This window comes from Pseudoalteromonas sp. J2K-J031 (assembly GCF_058197095.2).
Window position 1 is genome coordinate 481,987 of sequence record NZ_CM200279.1, and the last position, 21,317, is coordinate 503,303.

The following is a 21,317-nucleotide window of genomic DNA, read 5'->3' on the forward strand; positions in this document are numbered from 1 at the left end:
AAATTAAAACCCTAAAAACATTTCAACGGCATCACAATGGCATTTATTGCCACATAATGTACACACATACCCTGATTCAGCTCCATCATTAACCCAGCGATCAGGATGAATTTTAACGGTTGTACCACCCGCTTTACTAAAATAACGAAATGCAGCATTGCCAGGGCTTTGTTGCCATACGTGACAAATGCCGCCTTTTGCACCTTGTTGTTTTAGCGCTGCAATGGATGCATCTAATAGTTTTCCGCCAAGACCATTTCGTCGTACAGATGGGTGTAGTGTGTTCGATTTGAAATAGCACACATCTTGACTTGGAATAGGCCAGAGTTCGGTACTGCACCACTGGTCAAAAGGCCAAGAACCAGCTGCATAAGTTAAACGAAAACCAACAACGCGATTATCTAGGAGTGCCACAAAACTGGCGTTAATATCATTTTGAATTGAATAGTGGTAGATTTTTTCGATGCTTGGAATATCGAGGTAGTTGTCACCATGAACCAAGTTTCCAAGAGCAATAACTTCTGTAAAATGTTCAGGTGTAAATTCTGTTATTATCATGACTGCCTTAGCTGAATGCGTGAGTTAAATACAAGCTTCAGCTAAGGACGTTAACACTGTTTGTTGTTAGCTATCAAGTAACGCTTTTGCTACATCAATCGCTGTAAGCTCAAGGCATGCTTCTTCATCAGTCCATTGAATGCCAACAAAGGTATTATCTTCGCTTAAATCTTCAACCCAGTATTCTAGGTATTCTTCTTTGCTGATTGAAACTGGCGTATAGTCAGCCCACTCATCACAACAATGCTTTTTAGCTGTTTCTTTATTGCTCCATAGCAATAAAACGTCAACGTCTTCGTATTGCTCAGAGTCACACACGACATAGCCGCCATCGGGTGCAGTTAACGCCCATAATAAATCGTTTTGGTTTACTTCTTGCGTGAAAATAGCTAGTTGTGAAGTTTGCTCTGTCATGTTCTTGTGCTCAATATTTTAAATTATTGCCAAATAAATTTGGAGTTTGGAAAAGTGCGCTAGTTGATTGTTAGCCAAAGCTAAATATCACACTCATTATAGATCTCAAATAAATCCGAATACTTGAATTTATGTCAAATATAACCTTAATAATAACCTCATTTTCAGTTATTAAGAGTTTTGTTTACACCCTAAAGGCTGCAGCAAGGTTAGATCTAATTAAGCTGGCAATATAAACTGATTGCCGAATAATCAAAAGCTTTTAATGAACATTCGCTACCACTGGTTATGAGTATCAATAGGCGATGTTAACTATTAAAACAGAACAAGCTCACTAGTCATGATTGAAAAGTACTAATGAGCTGGTGGTATATTATGTTCGGCTTGTCACTTCAAGAAGGTGGTAGCCAAATTGAGTCTGAACAGGTCCTTGGACCGTATTTACTGGGGCTGAAAAAACAACCGAATCAAACTCTGGTACCATCATTCCAGGTCCGAACTCACCGAGCTCTCCGCCGGCTTGACCTGATGGGCAAGTTGAATGTTCTTTTGCAACGAGAGCAAAATCAGCGCCTGACTCAATTTGTTTTTTTAATTCAAGACAATGTTCTTCACTGTCTACTAAAATATGGCGTGCACTTGCTAATGCCATGATAATCCTTATTTGTAATCATTATTGGTTGTTTGCTAGTTTAAATCAAAAATCAAAAGATGCTAATTTTTGATAAGCCAATAAGTGACATTCCTTTTATTTATTGGATAAGCTTAGCTCGATGTTTTTAGTGTCTGTAAAAAAAGCCTAGCTTCAGCTGAATTACTGAATTTTTTTTCAACATAGCCCGATGCATCTTCATAAATTACTTTGCATTTATTGATAGACACAAAGCTGATGGGATGGTGCACAGGTGTTAAATCTGTATTTTGTAACATCATAATAATCTCCTGAAATTATCTATAAAATAGTGCCCTCTCTTTAAAGTTTTATGACAATCCACATTAAAGTGATAAATTGTTTATAGCGGCTTTAGAGAGATTCTTCAATAGCTTTAATGAAATCAGCATCTTCAGGTGTTGTTTTACTATTGAATTTAAGTACTGTTTTTCTATCTTTACTGACAATGTATTTATAAAAATTCCACTTAGGTGCGCTTGTTTGCTCTGCTAAGTGTGTAAATAAAGCGTTGGCATTTTTGCCTCTAACAGAGGTTGGTGCGAACATGTCGAATGTAACGCCATAATTGATAAAGCAGACTTTGGCTGTGTCTTTCTCGTCATCTTCTTCTTGGAAAAAATCGTCCGATGGAAAACCCAAAACAACTAAGCCTTGATCTTTATACTTTTTATGGATTGCTTCAAGTCCTGTAAATTGTGATGTGAAGCCACAGTTACTTGCGGTATTAACAATTAATAAGGGCTTATCTTTAAACTGGCATAAATTAAGTGTTTTATCTGAGCGTAACTTTTTCATTTCTACGTTGGTAAAATCGTCGCATTGTTCTGCAAATGCATTGGCGCTAAGTACAGTTAATGACAGTAATATTGCTTTTAACATGGTAATCCTTGTCTATTTTATTATCGAGTAAATACGGTTGAGTATTGAAGTCAGATCATTTGATTTATAGATAATGTCACGAAAATAACAAAGAGTCTTTAATTGAAGGTGTTGAAGTTACTTGTTCAGTAATTTGCACGCTGCTAAATTAGCGACAATTGAGTATTGAGTGTTAGAGGTAGAAATGATCCGAAAAGCTGTTGCAACCGATTTAGCCGCAGTGGTTGATATTTATAATGAAACAATCGCCAGTCGAATGGTTACCGCTGATTTAACACCGGTGAGTTATCAAGAGCGACAAGCTTGGTTTGATGGTCACACAGAACTGCGCCCACTTTTTGTTTATCAATCTGGTGATGACGTTTTGGGTTGGATGAGTTTTAAAACCTTTTACGGTCGCCCTGCTTACCAAGGTACAGTCGAGGTGAGTATTTATGTTGCAACGCATGCTCGAGGGAAAGGCATTGCAAAGCAACTACTCGATTATGCAGAAAACTATGCACACATCATTAAGGTGAATGTCTTTTTGGCATTTATTTTTAGCCATAACACTCCAAGCATTGAGTTTTTTTCTCGAAATGGTTTTTGCCATTGGGGGGAGTTGCCTGAAATTGCCAATATGGATGGTACGCTGCGTAGTTTAACTATCTTAGGTAAAAAAATAGAGGTAGTAAATTAACTGATAAACAGGATCAAGCGATGACATAAAATACCGCAGACTATTTATTAGACTATGCTTTGATATTGGTGAGGAAAACTCATTAATGCATGGTTTTAGGAGTGGTTGATGAAAAAAGTGTCTCTTGGTAAAAAACTACTATGGCTAACGACGAGTGCAGTCTTAATGACCGTAGTGGTTTTGTCAGGTGTATTGTGGTGGCAGTTAAAGCAAAATAATCTAGAGCTTTCCGAACAAGCACAAAAAATAATCCTTGATGAAATAGAAATAAAACTTAATGCCAAGGCTGGGCAAGAGTCTGAGCGTATCGCGGGCTTTATCAATGAAGCGTATCGGATCCCTTATACTTTGGCAGCTGAGCTCGGTTTCAGTGCAGAAAAGGCTCCTTTAAATCGAGAGTCTGTTCAATTATTAGACTTGGCTGTTATCACGCAAAATAAAAATATTTCATCGGTTTATTCTCAATTTGAACCCAATGGTTACGATAACCTTGATGGGCAATATATTGATGGGGCGAGTCATTCGGTAGCTGGATCTGGTTCGCTTGAAATTTATATGACGCGTGATAAAAATGGTCAGGTGTTGCAGCAATCCGTAGAAAATTCAACCGATAAATACCTCGATAAAATAAACGAATTTGGAAAGCGTGAAGCTGAATGGTATTTATGCGCCAAAGATAATAAAACCCCCTGTTTAATGGAGCCTTATCTTTACGAAATCTCGCCTGGTTACTCTGAAATGATGACATCACTTACTGTGCCAATTTTAAAAAATGGCGAGTTTATAGGTGTTACAGGAATTGATTTAAATTTACCTGTATTACAAAAAATTACTCAAGAGCTTTCACGTGAGCTTTATGATGGTAAAGCTCGGGTCACCTTATTGAGTCAGTTAGATTTAATTGCAGGCTCCAGTCATTATGACTCAAAGTTAGGGCGACCATTAAACGAGGCAATTAAAGCTGATGCTTTTGCTTTATACAAACAGCTCAAGCAGGGGAAAAGCTTGGTTTCATCCGATATTGATTATTTGGTCTCAGCTGCCATTCATATTCCATTAGCTCAAACCCAATGGCGGTTGTTAATTGAAGTGCCAAAAGAGTTGGCTTTGTTTGGAGCGTTTGAGTTAAAAAATACCTTGTCTGATAATGCGCAATCACTCGGGCAGACCATCCTCATACTCGGAGTTGTAGTGGCCGTTGTTGTGTTAATTATTATGAGCGCCATGATTAAAACGATTATCGCGCCACTTAATTTAATTCAAGCTCGTGTTGATAACCTTGCCAGTTCAGAGGGTGACTTGACCCAAAAAATCGTAGTTGAACATCATGCTGAGTTGATTGCATTGGCTGGTGGGTTTAATCAATTTTTGTTTAAGTTACGAGAGCTTATTTCAGAGCTTAAGGGCATTACGGAGCAGAGTCGGCTGCAGTCCATTAATTCGGCGAGTTTGTCCGAAGAATCAAACCGTTATTTAAGTGAGCAGTTTAGCGAAATAGAAAGTGTTGTGACGGCAATGAATGAAATGAGCGCGACTGCTGAAGAAGTTGCGAATGCTTCAGAATTTGCAGCCAGCCAAACGAATGAGATAAGTCAGCATATTTCCGATTGTGAAAAAAGTTTATCCGATGCTGTTAAGCAAGTTGAAACTATGTCTCATGAAATATCTGATGCAAATCAAGCGGTCGCTAAAGTATCTGCGCGAAGTCGAGATATTAATCAAATACTTGAAGTTATTCGCGCTATCGCAGAACAAACAAATTTATTGGCGCTCAATGCCGCTATTGAAGCTGCAAGAGCCGGTGAGCAAGGTCGAGGCTTTGCTGTGGTCGCTGATGAAGTAAGAGCTTTGGCCTCAAAAACACGCGCTTCGACAGATGATATCAGTCGCTTAATAGAGTCGTTGCAGCTTGAAGTGGTAAATGCCTCAAATATTATAGAAAAAGGGGTTGCTCGAGCATCTGACTCTGTAAAACAAACCAGTGTCGCGTTTAATACATTGAATGCTGTGGTTGAGCAAGTCAAAGCTGTCAGTGATCAAGTAACGCAAATCGCTACCGCGGCAGAAGAGCAAAGTGCGGTGACAGAAGAAATTAATCGTAATTTAACGCGTATTTCTGATGCCGCTGGGCATTTATCTGAGTTATCAGGTCAGGCTGGGGCTGGTAGTGTGGAGTTGGCAAAATTAGTCAGCCAACAAAGTATTCAGTTAAATAAAATGAGAACCTAATGTTTTAAAAGGTTGTCTGAATATTAAAGTTAAAAAACCCCCAATGAGTTTTAGCTCATTGGGGGTTTTTATATCCGCCTCAAAGGTGTTTTTTAAGGTGGTTTCTACAATAACAATTAAGTTTCTACTGTACTTGTATTGGCTGTGGGCTCTTTTAATACTGACATTTTAGGTGGTTGCATTGCAATGATCATATCGCCGCTTGCAGGTGTTTTATCTATGTCGATTGTAAACGGAATCAAATCAATAAAGTCTTCATCAGTGAGTCTGAATATAAATAACGGTACCGCATCTTTGTTAACCGCCAAATAGTCTTGCCAAGTAAACGCATCAGCTAGTTTGGTGGTGCTGACTTTGCCGCCTTTGGCTATCATGCTGCTTAAACGAGCGTATGATGCATTTTCACCAAATAAAATTTGGCGCGATAAGAAAGTGGCGCTGTCTTTATTTGCTTTGGCATGTGCATCTGAAGATTTAAGTGAATAGACATTTTTTTCGCCAAGCATATGTGAGAAATATTGTATCCCCAAAGCATTATGGTGGCGGTTAGGTGATAAAGCTAAGACTGATTTTAGATTCGACATAGGTAAATAACGCTCAGCATGCTCTGATTGTGGGTTACCGTAATAGCAGGTAAGGCCATCCATCCGTGCCATTTTGCAGTTTTCCCAGGCAGGATCTGATAAGTGGACTTCAATTTTTTGATCTTGTAGCCCTTTAGCTATCGCGCGTGAAAGGTGATTCGCACCAATAATCAATACAGTTGAAGGTTTTGGTTGGCGCATTTTAAGCAGTTTAGCGATGGGGATTGCGGTTAAACTTTGTAAAATAACCGTCACAATAATTACCGTAAAGACTAAAGGCACTATCTTTTGAGCATCTGCAATCCCCGCTTTTGCCATACTGAGCGCAAACACCGAACCAACCGCTGCAGCCACAATGCCCCTAGGTGCAATCCAAGCTAAAATAGCGCGAGCTCGCCAATGCAGTGGTGAATTGTAAGTTGATACTGCAATACAGGCTGGGCGCGCTACAAACAATACAATTAAAAGAAAAACGATAACGCCAGGTCCAAGGAGCATTAAATCCGATAGTTTTAAACGCGCTGCAAGTAAGATAAACAGTGTAGATATTAATATTTGAGATAAGTCTTCTTTAAACTCTAAAATTGAGTCGATCTCAAGATCGTCCTGATTGGCTAAATAAATACCAAAAACAGTGACTGCTAATAACCCAGATTCATGGCTAAGAAAGTTAGAGACTGTAAAACTAATGAGTACGAGTGCTAATACGCCAAATTTATGCAATTCATATGGCAGCCATTCACGGCGGATTAACTGAGTTGTGATCCAACCAGCAACGATACCAATCACAAAGCCCACACCAACTGTTTTAATTAAAGCTATTAATGTATGACTTAATACACCTGTTTGTCCTGCGAGCATGACCGCTTCAAAAACAAGTACTGCAAACAAGGCACCAATAGGGTCAATAACAATCCCTTCCCAGCGTAAAATCCGGTCGACCTCTTTGGTTGGGCGCATCGCATTTAACAACGGGGCTGTTACTGTTGGGCCTGTTACGACTAACACAGCGCCAATAACGGCAGCAACACGCCAATCTAAGCCCAGCAACCAATAGCTACTGAGCCCCAAAATAACAAATGTCACCACCATGCCGGTGGAGCATAGATTCCGAACTACCTTACCAATGCCTTTCAGTTCTCTAAAATGCAAAGTTAATGAGCCTTCAAATAAAATGACTGCAACCGACAACGAGATGAGTGGAAATAATAAATCACCAAAAAGTGCATCAGGGTCGAGTACATTAAACACCGGCCCGAGTAACAAGCCTGTGACGAGTAAAAATAAAATTGCGGGTATTTTCACTGCCCACGCTAGCCACTGGGCTAATACAGAGCAAAGTGCGATCCCGGCGATATAAATAGCTGTCATTAAGTCTCTAAAATCCTAGTTAAGTTGCTTTAATTATACGCATGTTTACAGATTAACTGCTTGAAATAAAATTATATTACGAATGTTGCAAATTGATACATTAAACATCGAAATGATGTATAAATTAAACTAGGAGATTTGATTGTATTATTTTTAATATTTAGAGGCCGCAGAGTGGAGTCTTGTGTGGTAAACGACTAAACAAAGCGCTATCCACACTCACACGAAGGGATATGATTATTAGTTTAGTTAAAGTAAACAGCTTTAAGGGTGGCTAACGGTTGTTGTTGGTCATTAAGTAACTGAAGAACCTCTCCATCAATCTGGTAATGCGTTGTGTTATTTAACGCGGCCAAAAAAGAGTCTTCGATTGGCATAACTTTTTGGCACACTTTTCGAGTGCTTGCTAGTTGTAAAAACTGAAGCTCTGATTGACCAGCTTCATAACGACCCATAAAACTATTGCAGCCACTAAACCCTTTAGCGCGGTGTTCACTGCGTAGTTGCACAAAAAGTTCTTGGCTGTTTTCATCTTTTATAGGCTTTTCTTTGCCAACAGAGATCACTTTCCAATAAGTATTCGTCAGAGGGGTATTGAGTTTCAGTGCATTGACTGGGTCTACCTCAATGGCCACTGTCGCACCGGTGCTTCCTTTAAAAGGGTCATGTAAAGTGGTTGATGTATAAAGGAGCTTATCTTGTGAGTGAATTTGCGCCCGAACATTGTATTGTAAGTTCGGTTTAATTAAATCAGCCGAGTAGGGCAGTGTTATTTTAAAAGACTGTGCAGAACTGATAGTGGTTTTGGCGCTACTAATAATCGGTGCGGCAATATCCATTATTGAAATATCTTCAAGAGTGATACTCAGCACGGAGTCGGGCGGTAATATTGCGTTATCGCGAAAAGATATCGAGAGAACTAGTTCATCTTGGTTATCTGATTGCTCGGTACCTTGCATTTGGCAAGCAGTTAATACCAAACAACTTAATGTTACAAAAAAGACTAAAACCAGATTATTAGTTAGGCGGCTGAGCGACATAAGGCAAAATCCTAAAAGTATAAGGTGACAACACAGTGAGAGATAATAGTGAGTCGAGCCTTAATCTAAGCTTAATTAGTTGCTTGGTAAAGTAATTAACCCACGCTTTAGTTAAGCGTATCGAGCCTGTAAATACTGATTGAGTTATTTTTGCTGCTAACAGCCCAGGATCCCTTGCTATAGATTTGCTGTTTCTGCATTAAGTTAGCGGTTAGTCAGAATAGGTTCTGACTTAAAGTGTTAAATGTAATATGTTAAATTAATTCCATCGATTAAGGTGTAATTAAAACAATAAAAAAGCCCAATATACTTGGGCTGATAAATATACGTTTTGCTGTTAAATTACTTTTTAACGTACTTCGTTAAAATAACAATACGTTGGCCTTCAACTCGCCCTTCAATATGTTCAGGATTGCTTGTTAAGCCAATATTACGTACCGCAGTGCCGCGTTTAGCGACCAAGCTGCTTCCTTTGACATCTAAATCTTTGATAAGTGTGACGGTATCGCCTGCTTGTAATTGCACGCCATTGCTGTCGATATGTTTAATCTCGTCGATTTCAGCAATTACTTTTTGTGCCCATACTTGAGTTTCTTCTTCAAGATAAAGCATGTCGAGCAAGTCTTTTGCCCAACCTTCAGTTGTCAGGCGGTTCAGCATGCGCCAGGCCATAACTTGCACCGCAGGAGTTTGACTCCACATGCTGTCATTTAAGCAGTGCCAATGGTTAACGACGAGTTCACTGTTATTTTCAATCTGATCTTTACAGATTTGGCATGTATAAATGCATTTGTCTGAATGCGCTTCTGCTACAGGTGGGACTTCATATACAGATAATGATTCGGTTGAACCGCAAAGTTCACATTTATGACCACTACGTTCAATTAGTGTTTGTTCAATGCTCATGGGGAGGCGTTCCTGTCAATTACAAACGCGATATTATACTTATGTGGTGATAAAGTGCGAGAACGAAGGAAAATAACGTTATAAATAGTAAGGTTAATTATGGCAAAATACGGGGTTAATTCATTTTATGACTGCGGCTGGGGTACCATCTGCATATAGCGCTGTACTATCACATCGAGCACACCTTGTTGTTGTAGTTTTATAATCGCCTGATTGAGCGCTGGTAATAGGTCTGCATGCTCATCTCTTAAACGAATATGTGTAAAGCCCTTAGAATGAACAGGACCTAATTTAATAGGAATATTAAGCTGTTTAGCCCAATAAAGTGTCGGTAAATCACCTGAAATAGCCACCTCGATACGTTGCTTTTCTAATGCAATGATGAGCTCTTTTTCGGATGTTAAATCGACTCGCTCAAACAAATAATCATTATGATAGAAATACCCCCTCACCGTGCCAACAGGGTGATGTTTAATTGCATCAATTGTGGACCATAAAAATGCTTTTTCCGGTAAAAAAATCAGGTGTTCTGTAACGCTTAAAATAGCAGTTGATAACACGTAGCCTTTAGGAATTTGATGATTGGGAAACCAGCTGGGGCTAATGATGTCAAAGTCGAGTTCGCCGCGAGCCAATGCCACTTGGGTTCTTTTAGAGGGCAGTGCAATCTCAACCCCTTTGATATTTGCCTCTTGTAATACCAACTGGATAAATTCGGGGTAAATACCGGGGAAGTCAGGGTTATTATTGTAATAGGGGATTAAGCCATTTGAAGCACTTAAGTCGTACTTTAAACTGGCAGGCACGCTGTCAGCTAGAAGGCTGCAACAAAAGCAGAGGAAAATGGTGAGCACTATTTTCACAATGTGTACCTTTTACAAAATCTATCAACGAATGAGGGTGGATAACCTTTTGTTTTAAAATCTATTTATTTGAGTTTGTATTTTTTATTCTAGAGTTTAAATTCTAAATAATCCAACATTGTATTGAAAATAGCCTATGATCATGTGTAGTTAAAAAAGCAAAATACCATTTTACTTATAGTTAAGTAGTCATTGAGCAGAGTGCCAAATTTGGGTTTGTATAAATGAAAAGTGATGAAAAAAATAATGAACAGCAATTTGTTGCCCGCCAAGCTATTTTTGATAGCCATAAGCGAATTTATGCCTATGAATTATTATACAGAGATTCGGCAGATAATTTTTTTCCAAGCCATTTAACCGATGATCAAGCAACTGGCCGAATGTTTTTTGATGCTTTGTTATTACATGGAGTAGATAAATTAGCCGCAAACAAAAAAGCATTTATTAATCTATCTACTTCGGGGCTTATTCTGGAATTGCCTCATCTAATATCGCCACATCATGTAGTGATTGAGATTGTTGAGCGCACAGACGATATATTGGAAGTTGCTGATTTTGTAACCCAAATGCGTTCAAAAGGCTATGCGTTTGCACTAGATGACTATGATGGAGCCCCCAAATGGCAGCCACTACTTGAAAAAGTACAGTATGTAAAACTAGAAGTTGAAACGCCTCTTATGCGTACTTTATTGCAAGTAAAAAAAATAAAGCGGTTTGATCCTAATATTAAAATCGTAGTCGAAAGAATCGAAGACCACACAACGTTTATCGAGTTAGAAAAAGCGGGCGTTGATTTATTTCAAGGTTACTTTTTTGCCAAACCCGAAATGATGAATTTAAAAAACATTTCGCCAATTAAGCTGGTGGTCATTGATTTACTGCGCTTGGTATTACAAGAATATTTAGATTTCACCGCAGTACAAAGCAAAGTAGCACGAGATCTGAGCTTAACTGCTCGAGTTTTAAAAATGGCAAACTCTGCCTGTAAAAGCTCTAAAAGTACAATTAGCTCTTTGTCTCAAGCCATTATCTATTTAGGTGAAGAGCTTATTCGCCAATTTATTACCGTATTAGCATTGAGTGAACTGGGCAAAGATAAACCATCTGAGCTCACTAAGCTTGGCCTGACACGTGCAAAATTTATGAGTAATATGCTCGATGGAAACGACCAAAACCTCAGCAATACGGCTTATTTGGTTGGTTTGGTTTCGGTATTAGACGCTATTTTAGATAAGTCGATGAATGAGATTTGTGACGAGTTTTTATTAAGTTTTGAATGTCGTGATGCTTTGTTATTCCATGAAGGTGATATCGGTGCAATTTTAGAATTATGTATGGCGATTGAGCGAGATGATACCGAGGTTATCCTCAAAGCAATACATGATAAAAATCTTACTTTTAGGCAAATAGGTCAAGCTTATGTAGAAGCTTTATTTTATGCCGATGAAACTTTGGAGTTTATTTCATAATCACCTGATGAAGTGAATGATCGTTCAAAAGCTCAATATAAAAAGGCACTTAATTTTTAAGTGCCTTTTTATATTGAGCTTAATTATGCCGTGAGATTTTATTGGAAAGACGGAGCAAAATTAACGCTAAAAATACAATAAAAGTACTTTAAATCAATAGATAAGAATCACAGCTAGCATGGTTAAATATCTACCCAGATGTCACATTACCCCAAAATATCAAGAGTGAGAGTGTCGATATTTATAATGTGAATATCGGTAAGGTGAATATCGGCACGTTAAATCTCAAGCAACTGAATGCCATTAATTTTTAGTTTCAACCATTAGCCAGTCTATCGTAATTTAATCTAACACCGAGAGTGCTCTATAAGCTGTGTTGCTGAATGCCGAGGGTAATAATATTGTGTTTTTAGATATTAACATTAATTGATTTTAGCAATAAAAAGGGTGCTTAAGCACCCTTTTCCATAAATTGATAATAATTTATAAGTATTATCAATTGGTTACGCTTATTAGCGCATGGTAACAAACTCTTCAGAGCCTGTTGGGTGAATGGCTACAACTGAATCAAAGTCCGCTTTGGTCGCGCCCATTTTCATAGCAACCGCAAAGCCTTGGATCATTTCATCAACCGCAAAACCAATTCCATGTAAACCGACAATTTTTTCGTTAGAGCCTTGGCAAACTAGTTTCATTTTGCACGGTTGACGGTGCTGGGTTACCGCTGTGTACATCGCAGTAAAACTAGAGGTGTAAACTTTAATATCGTCTTTACCAAATTGCTCAATCGCTTGCGGTTCCGTCAGGCCAATCGTGCCAATTGGTGGGTGGCTAAATACCACTGTTGGGATTAAGTTGTAATCCATTTTTGCATTTGGCATCGCTGGATTGAATAAGCGCTCGGCTAACATTCGGCCAGCTTTGACTGCCACAGGTGTCAGTTCAACACCACCTTCAATAATATCCCCAACGGCATAAATATTGTGAGTAGATGTTTGCTGGTATTCATCAACAATCACATAACCACGATCGTTTAAAGCAACACCTGCCGCTTGAATGTTAATGGCATCAGTTGCAGGCTGGCGGCCTATCGCCCAAATTAGTTGGTCAACATTATGGCTTTCGCCATTTTCTAAATGGAGCGTAACGCTACCATCCGCTTCTTTTACCACTTTTGATGGTGTGGCATGGGTATGTAATTGTGGGCCTTCAGCGGCCATCACTTGGGTTAACGTATCAACAATTAAAGGGTCGAAACTACGCAGTGGTGCATGTTGGCGCACAAACAGTTGAGTTTGGGTGCCTAACCCATTTAAGACACCTGCAAGTTCAACCGCAATATAACCCGCCCCGACTACAGCAACGCGTTTTGGTTGGTTTTTTAACTCAAAAAAGCCATTTGAATCAATGCCATGTTCAGCGCCAGGAATGTTTGGAATGCTTGGCCGGCCACCTACTGCAATTAAAAAGTGATCCGCAGTGTAGTGTTCACCGTTTACTTCAATGGTTTTTTCGTTAACAAATTTAGCAAAGCCTTTAATAACCGTTACACCGTTATTGGCCAAGTTTTTGTCGTATCCTTGGTGAATACGGCCAATGTAAGCCTCGCGACTTTCAAGTAATTTAGACCAATTAAAGTCTTTAATGTCTACGTCAAAACCGTAATCAGGGGCGTATAATTTTATTGCTTCAGCAACTTGAGCACCATGCCACATGACTTTTTTTGGTACACAACCAACGTTGACGCAGGTTCCACCCATGTGTTTAGCTTCAATTAGTGCCACTTTAGCACCACGCATGGCCGCTCGGTTTGCAGATGCAATACCACCACTACCGCCGCCAATTGCAATATAATCAAAATGTTGAGCCATTTTGTTTCCTTAACCGTTTTGAATGTAATGCCCAATAGCATAACATTAAGTAAATAAAAGCAAGAATAAATAAGGTTGACCTATGTTTAGTGAAAAAACATTCACATTTTTGGCCGAGCTTGAACAAAACAATCAGCGCGATTGGTTTAATCAGCATAAAGCCCGGTATGAAGATACGGTGCGAGAGCCCGCTTTAGCCTTTATTCGTCAGATGCAAGCATCAATTAGTGAAATATCGAGCCATTTTATTGCTTCGGATAAAAAGGTGGGGGGCAGTTTAATGCGTATTCAGCGTGATGCGCGTTTTAGTAAAGACAAAAGTCCGTACAAAATCAATATCGGCATTCAGTTTCGCCATTTTTTAGGCAAAGATGTGCATGCGCCGGGGTTTTATTTCCATCTTTCTAATCGGGAGTGTTTTGTGGGTGCCGGGATTTGGCGTCCTGACTCAAAGCCGCTAAACAAAATTCGCCATTGCATCGATGAAAACCCAAATAGTTATAAAAAGGCGATTTTTAATCCTGCCTTTAATGACGTGTTTGCGATGTCGGGCGAGAGCCTGCAGCGCCCACCAAGAGGGTTTGAAAAAGATCACCCCTTATTGGCTGAACTGAAACGAAAGGATTTTATCGCAATCAGCCCGCTCACTAAGCAGCAAGTGTGCAGTGAACACTTGCCTGAGTTAGTGGCTGAGCGTTTTAACTTAGCTGTGCCACTCATGGCCTATTTATGTTTTGCCCTTGAGCAGCCGTTTTAGGCTTGTAATTGCGCAGTTTGCCCCAATTTCTGTTTTTATATGCAATTAACGCAAGAGACACATTATGACTAATCCATTGATTAACCTTGAAGGTTTACCACCATTTTCTCAAATCAAGCCAGAACATATTGTCCCTGCGCTCAAGCAAGGCATTGAAAAGTGCCGTAAAACGATTGATGAAGTGCTGACTCACGCAACCCCAACATGGCAAAACTTTATTGTGCCACTTGAAGAAGTTGATGACGAACTCTCTCGGCTTTGGTCGCCGGTGTCGCACATGCATTCGGTAGTCAATAGCCCTGAACTTCGTGAACAATACGATGTGTGTTTGCCGTTAATCTCCGAATATTCAACCTTTGTTGGTCAACATCAAGGTTTGTATCAAGGTTATCAAGCTATTTTTGATTCGCCAGAATTTGCCACTTTGTCGGTAGCGCAGCAAAAAGTAATTACCAACGCGCTGCGTGATTTTAAGTTATCGGGCATTTCGTTATCGCCAGAAAAACAACAGCGTTATGGTGAAATTAGTGCTCGTTTATCAGAGCTTGCAGCTAAATATGGCAACAATGTGATGGATGCCACTCAAGCGTGGCAAAAACACATTACCGATGAAGCACAATTAAGTGGTTTGCCTGAATCAGCCAAAGCATTAGCGGCACAAACAGCGCAAAGCAAAAACTTAGAAGGTTGGTTGTTTACCTTAGATTTCCCCTCGTATTTACCTGTAATGACCTATGCCGACAGTCAAGAACTTCGTCATGAAACCTATGTCGCCTTTGCCACTCGCGCTTCAGAGCAAGGCCCAAATGCCGGTGAATTCGATAACAGTGCCATTATGAATGAGCAACTGGCACTGCGTCATGAATTAGCTCAATTACTCGATTTTGAAAACTATGCGGAACATTCTTTAGCAACCAAAATGGCTGAAAATACAGCGCAAGTTTTTGATTTTTTAAATGACTTGGCGGCACGCTCAAAACCACAAGCAGAGCAAGAGCTCGCTGAAGTGGTCGAGTTTGCAAAACAAACCCACGGTGTGGATAAGCTCGAAGCGTGGGATATTGGTTATTACAGCGAAAAACTCAAACAGCAAAAATATGCGATTTCAGATGAAGTACTACGCCCGTACTTTCCGGCAAACCGCGTATTAAGTGGCTTGTTTGAAACGGTTAAGCGTTTATTTGGTATCACAGTGGTTGAAGTTAATGGCATTGATACATGGCATCCAGATGTGCGTTTTTTCGACATTATCGATGAGCACAACAATAAACGTGGTTCATTTTATTTAGATCTTTATGCCCGTGATAATAAGCGTGGCGGGGCATGGATGGATGACTGTATTGGCCGCAAAGTGCGCCAAAATGGTGAGCTACAATTACCCGTTGCCTATTTGGTGTGTAACTTTAATAAAGCTGTTGGCAATAAACCTGCGTTATTTACCCACAACGAAGTAACAACGTTATTCCATGAGTTTGGCCATGGTTTGCATCATATGCTGACTAAAGTTGATGCCGGTGCAGTATCGGGTATCAATGGTGTAGCATGGGATGCGGTTGAGCTGCCAAGTCAGTTCCTTGAAAACTGGTGTTATGAAGAAGAAGCATTGGCGTTTATTTCAGGCCATTACGAAACTCATGAGCCTTTACCAAAAGAATTACTCGATAAACTGTTAGCTGCTAAAAATTATCAATCGGCAATGATGATGGTGCGCCAAATTGAATTTTCACTCTTTGACTTTCACATTCATGCTGATTTTAAAGTGGATGCCAAAGAGTATATCCAAGCGACCATCGATGCCGTCAGAGAGCGTGTTGCTGTGATTAAAGCGCCGCATTTTAATCGTTTTCAGCATGGTTTTAGCCATATTTTTGCTGGTGGTTATAGTGCTGGTTATTACTCATATAAATGGGCTGAAGTGCTTTCGGCTGATGCGTTTTCTCGGTTTGAAGAAGAAGGTGTATTTAACAGTGAAACAGGACGCTCATTTATGAGGAATATTCTTGAAATGGGTGGTTCATTGGAACCAATGGAGCTATTTACTGCCTTTAGAGGGCGCGTACCACAAATTGATGCCTTACTTCGCCATAGCGGGATTGGTGCATAAGTTTGGTTAGTTTTTTATATTGTAAAAGCACCTTAGGGTGCTTTTTTTTACTTTAGCGGCTGATTTATTGAAAAAAAATTTTCAAAACTCCACCTAAGTACTATGCTTTTTAAACCTCATCTTCGCCCAGTAATCATGGTAAAAGGAAGCCCAAAAATGTCCAAACTGGTTTTAGCCATAGATGACGACAAGTTTATTCGATCGTTAATTCAACAAACTTTACATGATTATTGTGAGGTGATGGTGGCTGAAAATGGTGAGCAAGGGATCAGAACCGCCATCAAAAAAAGCCCAGATATTATTTTACTCGATGTTGAAATGCCCGGAATGACCGGTTATGAAGTATGCCAAATGCTCAAACGCGACTCATCGACTAGTGATATTCCGGTGATGTTTATTTCAGGGCGTGGAGCGCTTAGTGACAGGATCCGAGGTTACAATTCAGGCGCAGACGATTACATTGTAAAACCTTTTGAAAAAGACGAGTTACTTGCGCGTATCGAAGTGCTTTATCAATATCGGCAACGTTCAATTTCGCTCAAAGAACATATCGCACATGCCGAATCGACAGCCGAAATGGCGATGACAGACTTTAGCGACATGGGTCGTGTGATGCGTTATGTTGGGCAAACTTATAACGCGCACAGTTTAGCGCGACTCAGTGACTATTTTTTTGAGTTTTTTATGCCACTCGATTTAAACGTGGTATTGGTTTTTTGGTTTAAAGAGGAGGCTGAATTTTTTAGTAACCATGACGCAGTGTGCCCACTTGAAGAAGAGCTACTGAACAAATGTCGTGATGGCGATCGTTTTATTGACTTTGGTGCGCGCACTATTATTAATTACCCCAAAGTTTCGCTCTTAATCAAAAATATGCCCCTAGCGGATGCTGCCACGTATGGCCGTTTTAAAGATTTGTTTCCTCACTTACTTGAAGCTACAAATGCCAAAGTGATGTCGATGGAAATCAACGAAATGATTTTAGATCAGGCGAATGAAATCACAGATACCTTTAACTTGGTTGACACCACACTTCGCACTCAAGTTGAGCAAATTTATGCTCATGGTCAAACCTCGGTAGAAATGGTTGAAAGTTTGTACAGTAATTTTATTAATGTTATCCCCACCCTTGATTTAGAAGATGAACAAGAAGAATTTGTTTTATATTCAGTAGAGCATACAGTCAAAGAGTTGCAGCAACATTTACAGCTCACTCAACAAATGCGTAGCTCCTTTAACGATGTAATTGCATATATGGAACATATCATGGCGCAACGTGCACAAATGCTAGAGCGATTTTCTCAGCAGCATCAAGAAGAAACCATTAACGAAGTCACCTCTCAAATTGATATCGAATTATTTTAACGTGGCTTTATTATTTATTATTGAGGTTATTTTAGCTTAACGGCTCAGTTTTAAATCGCTTTGCTTGCACTGCTTTGGGTATAATGGCGTGGTTCATTAGTAAGAGTATTCGTCTTGATAATTCAAAGCCCATTTTCAGAAGTTCGTCCTTATTTAGCCCGCATTGAGCAGCAATTTAACCTTGCAGCTTGGCAAAACCCCGGCAATCTATTCCAGCTGTATTATGATGAACATGGTTTGTCGTTGTTTAAAACTGACGAAAAAAAATTAGGGGCTATTCGAGTTGATTTTGTCACGGGTGCCGCAGCGCATCGGCGTAAATTTGGTGGTGGTAAAGGTCAGGCAATTGCAAAGGCTGTAGGGCTTAATAAAGGTGCAACACCTACAGTACTTGATGGTACCGCAGGACTGGGCCGTGATGCATTTGTATTGGCAGCCCTAGGGTGTAAAGTAATTTTGCACGAACGTCATCCTGTTGTTGCAGCCTTGCTTTATGATGGTTTACAACGCGCTTATCAAGACCTGGAAATCGGTAGTTGGATGCAACAAAACATGCAAATGGAGTTTGGTAGTAGCCATCAACTTTTACCAAGTTCAGGTCATACTATAGATGTGGTTTATCTAGATCCTATGTATCCACATCGCGATAAATCAGCCTTAGTGAAAAAAGAAATGCGGGTATTTCAAGATTTAGTAGGCCAAGATCTGGATGCAGATGCCTTGCTACCCGATGCCTTAGCCCTTGCTACTAAACGTGTGGTGGTAAAGCGGCCAGACTATGCACCAGATCTCAATTTGCAAAAGCCATCAATGGTGATCGCAACGAAAAAAAACCGTTTTGATGTGTATGTCAAAGCCGGAATGAATAAATAACACGTTTGTTATTTTTAATTAAATACAATGGTCTAACGTTGTTTGTACCGTTCCTCATTGGTCAGTAATATATTTTAAATAAAAATGTCACACAAAAGCGGTACTGTCGGCGCGTTTAGCTAGCCAATAGGAGCGTTTGTTAATGCGTGTTTCATCTTTTACTCGATTATTAGCTGTGCTCTTGCTGGGGGCCAGTATCACCTTGGCAGTTACGTTGTTTTGGGCTGCACAAGTTCAAGTCACATTAAGTGAGCAAAATCATTCTTACAACACCGTTAAGCAGGCTTTGGTTGTGATGCTTTCACGGCAAATAGAAGACTACCTTGCCTCTGGCGATAGCCAAGCACTAACTAAAGCTCAAGAGCTTATTGGTCAAATCGAAAACGAACAATTAGCACATTTACCCAAAGAACTTCAACAAAAGCTTTTGGCGCAATTTGAAACCTTATTAAAAGGCATTCAAACCAAATATCGCGCTTTAGGTAAATTATCAGGTAATGAAAACGCCTTGATTGATAATGCGATTAGGCAGATGTCGGGCAGTGCGACCTCACTTACCAATTACGCCCAAAAAGCGACAGAAGATAAACGTGAACTTGCCAAAAAATACTCGGTCTTAGCTGCGGATTACGCAGCGCAAACCCTCAATTTGGCGCTTTATAGCCAAGCCTTGAGTCAATCGTATTCAACCGAGGGCGAAAACAATGTTAAAAATGCCACTCGTGCATTACAAACCTTAGCTAAAACTATTGAGCAGCTACCGACCTTTGGGTTGTATGCAGCATCAGATGAAGACGAGTTGTTTATTGATGATGACAAAGAAGAATTATCAGATGAAATAAAAGCAGAATTAGGCAGCTGGCCGAATCGTTTTTTACGTGATTTTAGCAGCACAATTGAGCAGGCTAAAAATCGTGTGGCAGGCATTACTGCACTGCGAACCGAAATTGCAGCGTTAGCCAATACGGTGCTTGAAGCAGAACAAGATTTGCAGAGTGAGCAACAGGCCACACAGAGCCAAGTATTAATGATTTTTACCGTCAATATTGGTGGATTATTTATTTTAGCCATTGCCGTGTATTTTACCCAGCGCCAACAAGTGCTTAATCCGCTGCGTAATTTACGCAATGCTTTTAAAAACTTACTTGAAACCAACGAACTTAAAGCCCTCGAAAATAGCCGAGCCGATACCGAAACGGGCGAAATCACAGCCTATTTTAATCAACTGATTGAACAGCAACGCGTGCAAATGGCTGAGCGTGAGCAAATGCTTGGCTTAATTAACGAATTTATGCAAGATATGAGTGAAAACCTCAATAATATCAGCGGCCACTCGCATCATACGTTTGATCAAGTAGAGCGTAACGAAGGTTTGCTTATTGATATCAAGCAGATGGCTGAGCACCTTAATCAAGTTAATGCACAAGTAGAAGATAACGCTCAAAATACCTTTAGTGCGATGGATCACAGTTTGGGTTATGCCCAATCGATGCTTGCGGCCAGCTCTTCAACCCACAGCAAGGTTCAGCAAGGGATGAATAGCCTTGATGAGCTGCTAAAAGGTGTGTCTGATGTGCACAATGTGGTTGATGTGATTCAATCGATTGCGGAGCAAACGAATTTATTAGCGCTCAATGCCGCTATTGAATCAGCTCGAGCAGGTGAGCATGGCCGAGGTTTTTCGGTGGTGGCTGACGAAGTGCGAAAACTTGCGCAGCAAACGCAGTTATCGTTGGGCGATATCAAAACCCAGCTCGATTTATTGACCAACAGCTCTAAACAAGTATCGACCCAAATAAACGCTTTAGCGCAAGATTCTCAAAGCCAAACTAGTAATGCTGAGCAACTTAAACTCAATTCAGAGCAAGTAGCACAAAATGCTCAGTCAGCCAGCCAAGTGGCCAAAGATGCCAGTCAAGTGGCGGCTAATCAGCACAATTTACTGGAGAACTTTTCAAATGCGATGGGGCAGATGAAAAGCCAAGTGACTCAAGCGAACGAGTTAGTCAGCCACGTGCAGTATAGTTTGCAGCAACAAATGCAAAATGTCCGTCAAAGCCTTGGATTAAACTAGCATTTAATGGATTGATAGGTTACAAGTAAGAGGTTGTACTTAACAAATTAATTTAAGGAACTCAAATGATTACAGTAGGCCAATCTTTACCGACTCATGTATTTAATGTCTTAACAGCCGATGGTATGAGCAACCCTACCACTGCGGACTTATTTGCTGGTAAAAAAGTAGTAATGTTCGCATTGCCAGGCGCATTCACGCCAACGTGTTCAGCTGCACATTTACCAGGTTATGTTGTATTAGCCGACGAATTAAAAGCCAAAGGTGTTGATAGCATTATTTGTTTATCAGTGAACGACGCATTTGTAATGAAAGCGTGGGGCCAAAGCCAAAATGCTGAGCAATTAATTATGCTAGCTGATGGTGATGCAAGCTTTAGCCAAGCGCTTGGTTTAGCACAAGAAACCGGTGCATTTGGTGGTACTCGCGCCCTGCGTTATGCCATGATTGTTGACGATGGTGTTGTGAGCTATTTGGCAGTTGAAGAAGGCAAGGAATTTGAAGTATCGAAAGCTGAACACATTCTAGCGCAGCTTTAAATAACTGTATTAGCTGAATAATAGTTTGGTTGTTAATACGAATTACAATCAAAAAATTAGCTGAAAAGT

General features: G+C 40.0%; 19 protein-coding genes. 9 read left to right on the forward strand and 10 right to left on the reverse strand.

What is annotated here, in order from left to right; translation table 11 throughout:
- Positions 1–3: 3 nt before the first annotated feature.
- From AC3KZC_RS02255 to AC3KZC_RS02275, 5 genes are all read right to left on the reverse strand, one after another.
- On the reverse strand, positions 4–558 hold the full coding sequence (locus AC3KZC_RS02255; RefSeq protein WP_490580003.1) for a GNAT family N-acetyltransferase: 555 nt from the start codon (positions 556–558) through the stop codon (positions 4–6).
- Positions 559–624: 66 nt separating this feature from the next.
- A complete protein-coding gene (locus tag AC3KZC_RS02260; protein WP_490580004.1) occupies positions 625–972 on the reverse strand; it encodes a DUF2750 domain-containing protein in 348 nt (115 codons plus the stop codon).
- A 373-nt stretch (positions 973–1,345) separates the two neighbouring features.
- Complete coding sequence (locus AC3KZC_RS02265) at positions 1,346–1,624, reverse strand: peptidylprolyl isomerase (protein WP_490580005.1); 279 nt, start codon at positions 1,622–1,624, stop codon at positions 1,346–1,348.
- Between the two features lie 113 nt (positions 1,625–1,737).
- A complete protein-coding gene (locus tag AC3KZC_RS02270; RefSeq protein WP_490580006.1) occupies positions 1,738–1,905 on the reverse strand; it encodes a hypothetical protein in 168 nt (55 codons plus the stop codon).
- A 91-nt stretch (positions 1,906–1,996) separates the two neighbouring features.
- On the reverse strand, positions 1,997–2,524 hold the full coding sequence (locus tag AC3KZC_RS02275) for a glutathione peroxidase (protein ID WP_490580007.1): 528 nt from the start codon (positions 2,522–2,524) through the stop codon (positions 1,997–1,999).
- A gap of 184 nt (positions 2,525–2,708) precedes the next feature.
- Between AC3KZC_RS02275 and AC3KZC_RS02280 the strand changes: the two genes are divergently transcribed.
- Together AC3KZC_RS02280 and AC3KZC_RS02285 are read left to right on the forward strand one after the other, a co-directional pair.
- Complete coding sequence (locus AC3KZC_RS02280) at positions 2,709–3,203, forward strand: GNAT family N-acetyltransferase (RefSeq protein ID WP_490580008.1); 495 nt, start codon at positions 2,709–2,711, stop codon at positions 3,201–3,203.
- A gap of 108 nt (positions 3,204–3,311) precedes the next feature.
- On the forward strand, positions 3,312–5,432 hold the full coding sequence (locus AC3KZC_RS02285; protein WP_490580009.1) for a methyl-accepting chemotaxis protein: 2,121 nt from the start codon (positions 3,312–3,314) through the stop codon (positions 5,430–5,432).
- Positions 5,433–5,548: 116 nt separating this feature from the next.
- On the opposite strand, the gene AC3KZC_RS02290 is transcribed toward AC3KZC_RS02285, so the two are convergent.
- The 4 genes from AC3KZC_RS02290 to AC3KZC_RS02305 form a co-directional block, all read right to left on the reverse strand.
- On the reverse strand, positions 5,549–7,387 hold the full coding sequence (locus AC3KZC_RS02290; protein ID WP_490580010.1) for a cation:proton antiporter: 1,839 nt from the start codon (positions 7,385–7,387) through the stop codon (positions 5,549–5,551).
- Positions 7,388–7,632: 245 nt separating this feature from the next.
- Positions 7,633–8,427: an META domain-containing protein gene (locus AC3KZC_RS02295; protein ID WP_490580011.1), complete on the reverse strand. Its 795-nt coding sequence runs from the start codon at positions 8,425–8,427 to the stop codon at positions 7,633–7,635.
- A 342-nt stretch (positions 8,428–8,769) separates the two neighbouring features.
- Complete coding sequence (locus tag AC3KZC_RS02300; RefSeq protein ID WP_490580012.1) at positions 8,770–9,333, reverse strand: PhnA domain-containing protein; 564 nt, start codon at positions 9,331–9,333, stop codon at positions 8,770–8,772.
- Positions 9,334–9,458: 125 nt separating this feature from the next.
- Positions 9,459–10,196: a substrate-binding periplasmic protein gene (locus tag AC3KZC_RS02305; RefSeq protein ID WP_490580013.1), complete on the reverse strand. Its 738-nt coding sequence runs from the start codon at positions 10,194–10,196 to the stop codon at positions 9,459–9,461.
- A gap of 224 nt (positions 10,197–10,420) precedes the next feature.
- Here AC3KZC_RS02305 and AC3KZC_RS02310 point away from each other — a divergent pair, with 224 nt between their 5' ends.
- Complete coding sequence (locus AC3KZC_RS02310) at positions 10,421–11,665, forward strand: EAL and HDOD domain-containing protein (protein ID WP_490580014.1); 1,245 nt, start codon at positions 10,421–10,423, stop codon at positions 11,663–11,665.
- 512 nt (positions 11,666–12,177) lie between these two features.
- Here the strand turns inward: AC3KZC_RS02310 and gorA are convergent.
- Positions 12,178–13,536: a glutathione-disulfide reductase gene (gene gorA / locus AC3KZC_RS02315; protein WP_490580015.1), complete on the reverse strand. Its 1,359-nt coding sequence runs from the start codon at positions 13,534–13,536 to the stop codon at positions 12,178–12,180.
- An 82-nt stretch (positions 13,537–13,618) separates the two neighbouring features.
- Between gorA and AC3KZC_RS02320 the strand changes: the two genes are divergently transcribed.
- The 6 genes from AC3KZC_RS02320 to AC3KZC_RS02345 all read left to right on the forward strand — a co-directional run bounded on the left by AC3KZC_RS02320 (position 13,619) and on the right by AC3KZC_RS02345 (position 21,248).
- On the forward strand, positions 13,619–14,293 hold the full coding sequence (locus tag AC3KZC_RS02320) for a DUF2461 domain-containing protein (RefSeq protein ID WP_490580016.1): 675 nt from the start codon (positions 13,619–13,621) through the stop codon (positions 14,291–14,293).
- Positions 14,294–14,357: 64 nt separating this feature from the next.
- A complete protein-coding gene (gene prlC, locus AC3KZC_RS02325) occupies positions 14,358–16,397 on the forward strand; it encodes an oligopeptidase A (RefSeq protein WP_490580017.1) in 2,040 nt (679 codons plus the stop codon).
- A gap of 156 nt (positions 16,398–16,553) precedes the next feature.
- Positions 16,554–17,762, forward strand: coding sequence for a response regulator (locus AC3KZC_RS02330; protein WP_490580018.1), 1,209 nt, complete (start codon positions 16,554–16,556; stop codon positions 17,760–17,762).
- Between the two features lie 114 nt (positions 17,763–17,876).
- Positions 17,877–18,635, forward strand: coding sequence for a class I SAM-dependent methyltransferase (locus AC3KZC_RS02335; protein ID WP_490580019.1), 759 nt, complete (start codon positions 17,877–17,879; stop codon positions 18,633–18,635).
- A 142-nt stretch (positions 18,636–18,777) separates the two neighbouring features.
- Entirely contained in the window at positions 18,778–20,709 is a 1,932-nt protein-coding gene (locus AC3KZC_RS02340; RefSeq protein ID WP_490580020.1) for a methyl-accepting chemotaxis protein, read from the forward strand.
- A gap of 65 nt (positions 20,710–20,774) precedes the next feature.
- Positions 20,775–21,248 carry a peroxiredoxin gene (locus AC3KZC_RS02345; RefSeq protein ID WP_305972807.1) on the forward strand — a complete coding sequence of 158 codons (474 nt, stop codon included), beginning with the start codon at positions 20,775–20,777 and terminating at the stop codon, positions 21,246–21,248.
- The last annotated feature ends 69 nt before the right edge of the window (positions 21,249–21,317 follow it).

Excerpts from the sequence above, each read along its gene's own strand:
- AC3KZC_RS02255 (WP_490580003.1), bottom strand. The coding sequence starts at position 558 with ATGATAATAACAGAATTTACACCTGAACATTTTACAGAAGTTATTGCT.
- AC3KZC_RS02260 (WP_490580004.1), bottom strand. The coding sequence starts at position 972 with ATGACAGAGCAAACTTCACAACTAGCTATTTTCACGCAAGAAGTAAAC.
- AC3KZC_RS02265 (WP_490580005.1), bottom strand. The coding sequence starts at position 1,624 with ATGGCATTAGCAAGTGCACGCCATATTTTAGTAGACAGTGAAGAACAT.
- AC3KZC_RS02270 (WP_490580006.1), bottom strand. The coding sequence starts at position 1,905 with ATGATGTTACAAAATACAGATTTAACACCTGTGCACCATCCCATCAGC.
- AC3KZC_RS02275 (WP_490580007.1), bottom strand. The coding sequence starts at position 2,524 with ATGTTAAAAGCAATATTACTGTCATTAACTGTACTTAGCGCCAATGCA.
- AC3KZC_RS02280 (WP_490580008.1), top strand. The coding sequence starts at position 2,709 with ATGATCCGAAAAGCTGTTGCAACCGATTTAGCCGCAGTGGTTGATATT.
- AC3KZC_RS02285 (WP_490580009.1), top strand. The coding sequence starts at position 3,312 with ATGAAAAAAGTGTCTCTTGGTAAAAAACTACTATGGCTAACGACGAGT.
- AC3KZC_RS02290 (WP_490580010.1), bottom strand. The coding sequence starts at position 7,387 with ATGACAGCTATTTATATCGCCGGGATCGCACTTTGCTCTGTATTAGCC.
- AC3KZC_RS02295 (WP_490580011.1), bottom strand. The coding sequence starts at position 8,427 with ATGTCGCTCAGCCGCCTAACTAATAATCTGGTTTTAGTCTTTTTTGTA.
- AC3KZC_RS02300 (WP_490580012.1), bottom strand. The coding sequence starts at position 9,333 with ATGAGCATTGAACAAACACTAATTGAACGTAGTGGTCATAAATGTGAA.
- AC3KZC_RS02310 (WP_490580014.1), top strand. The coding sequence starts at position 10,421 with ATGAAAAGTGATGAAAAAAATAATGAACAGCAATTTGTTGCCCGCCAA.
- gorA (WP_490580015.1), bottom strand. The coding sequence starts at position 13,536 with ATGGCTCAACATTTTGATTATATTGCAATTGGCGGCGGTAGTGGTGGT.
- AC3KZC_RS02320 (WP_490580016.1), top strand. The coding sequence starts at position 13,619 with ATGTTTAGTGAAAAAACATTCACATTTTTGGCCGAGCTTGAACAAAAC.
- prlC (WP_490580017.1), top strand. The coding sequence starts at position 14,358 with ATGACTAATCCATTGATTAACCTTGAAGGTTTACCACCATTTTCTCAA.
- AC3KZC_RS02330 (WP_490580018.1), top strand. The coding sequence starts at position 16,554 with ATGTCCAAACTGGTTTTAGCCATAGATGACGACAAGTTTATTCGATCG.
- AC3KZC_RS02340 (WP_490580020.1), top strand. The coding sequence starts at position 18,778 with ATGCGTGTTTCATCTTTTACTCGATTATTAGCTGTGCTCTTGCTGGGG.
- AC3KZC_RS02345 (WP_305972807.1), top strand. The coding sequence starts at position 20,775 with ATGATTACAGTAGGCCAATCTTTACCGACTCATGTATTTAATGTCTTA.